Below are 1,461 nucleotides of genomic sequence, written 5' to 3' on the forward strand. Positions count from 1 at the left end.
GCCGTGAGCCGGCCGACCCGGGACGCGGCCCGGACCGCGCCGCCGGCCGGCTGTGCGGCGCCGGCGCCCGAGGAGGAGTCGGCTCCCACGGGAGCGGCCACGGCCGTGGTGGCGGGGGCTCCGGACAGGGCGTGCACGAGCCCGCCGGCGGAGCCGAGCACGACCATCCCCAGCGCGATCCCGGCGCCCCGGCCGAGCAGGGCCAGCACCTGCACCCGCGACTCCGAGCAGTCGTCGCACTCGGCCAGGTGCTGCTCGACCCGTCGCCGCTCGTCCGGGGTCAGCTCGTCGCGCTCGTGCGCCGGCAGCAGCGGTCGGACCGCCCGGCACTCCTCCGCCACCGCACTGTCCAGCAGCGCCTCGAGGTAGGCCGCGGCCAGCCCCTTGCGGGCTCGGTAGGCCAACGCGGAGACGGCTCCCGCGCTGGTGCCCAGCAGGCGCGCCACCGTGGCTGGCGGATCACCCTCCACCGCGGTGTGCCAGAGCACCAGCTGCCAGCGCTCGGGCAGCTCGCCGAAGGCCCGGCGCAGCACCTCCAGGTCGAGGCTCTGCTCCATCTCCTCCGGCGTGGCCGCCACCGTCGGGCTCTGCTCGACGCCGTGGTAGTCCTCCAGCCAGGTGACCCGGGCGTCCTTGCGGGCCCGCGACGTCCAGGTGTTGCGGACGGCGGTGAGGAAGTAGGGCCGGAACGCGGTGTCGGGGCCGCCGCCGTCGCGCAGCTGCGTCAGCGTCCGCGCGAAGGCCTCCGACACCAGGTCCTCGGCGTCGGACCGGCCGGCCAGGCCGGTCGCGAACCGGGAGGCGGACTCGTGGTGTCGGGCGTAGAGCTCGGCCGCGGCGTCCATGCCGCCGCGACGGATCTCCTCGATGAGCGTGGCGTCGCTGATCTCGGGCAGCAGCTCAGCCACGGCAGACCGCCTCTCGGAACACCAGGACCCGGGCAGGGGGAACTGGTGGCCCGGGGACGCCATGATCATGATGGCAGAGCGGGGACCGGCGGCCAAGAGCCGCCGGTCCCCCGGTCTGCCGGTGTCCTGCGATCAGGACGACTGCCTCCGGCTCCGGCCCAGCAGCACCACGATGCTGCCGAGGACCAGGGTCAGCACCCCCAGGAGGAGCACCCCGGGCCCGTCGCCACCGGTCTGGGCCAGCGGCTCCTCCGAGCCCCGGGACCCGTCCCCGGCGCCGGCGTCCCCGTTGCCGTCCCCGGGCCCGACCTCACCGGTGCCGCCCAGCTCGGGCTCCGCGGACGGGTCCTGCGGAGCGGGTGCGGGAGCGCTCGGCGTCGCCGTGGCCTCGTCCGGGCCCGGCGTGGGCGTCGGCTCAGGGGTCGGCGTCGGCTCAGGCGTGGGCGTCGGCTCAGGCGTGGGCGTCGGCTCAGGGGTCGGCGTCGGCTCAGGGGTCGGCGTCGGCTCAGGCGTGGGCGTCGGCTCAGGCGTGGGCGTCGGCTCAGGCGTGGGC

At 76.8% G+C, this 1,461-nt stretch carries 2 protein-coding genes; both read right to left on the minus strand.

The features are described from left to right. A partial coding sequence (locus DVA66_RS20380; protein WP_198672008.1) for a sigma-70 family RNA polymerase sigma factor occupies positions 1–908 on the minus strand: 908 nt, incomplete at its 3' end. A 132-nt stretch (positions 909–1,040) separates the two neighbouring features. Continuing rightward, positions 1,041–1,461, minus strand: a 421-nt coding sequence (locus DVA66_RS20385; RefSeq protein WP_114561573.1) for an LPXTG cell wall anchor domain-containing protein, incomplete at its 5' end; no start/stop codon positions are given.

Source organism: Desertihabitans aurantiacus (genome assembly GCF_003344635.1).
Taxonomy (GTDB): Bacteria; Actinomycetota; Actinomycetes; order Propionibacteriales; family Propionibacteriaceae; genus Desertihabitans; species Desertihabitans aurantiacus.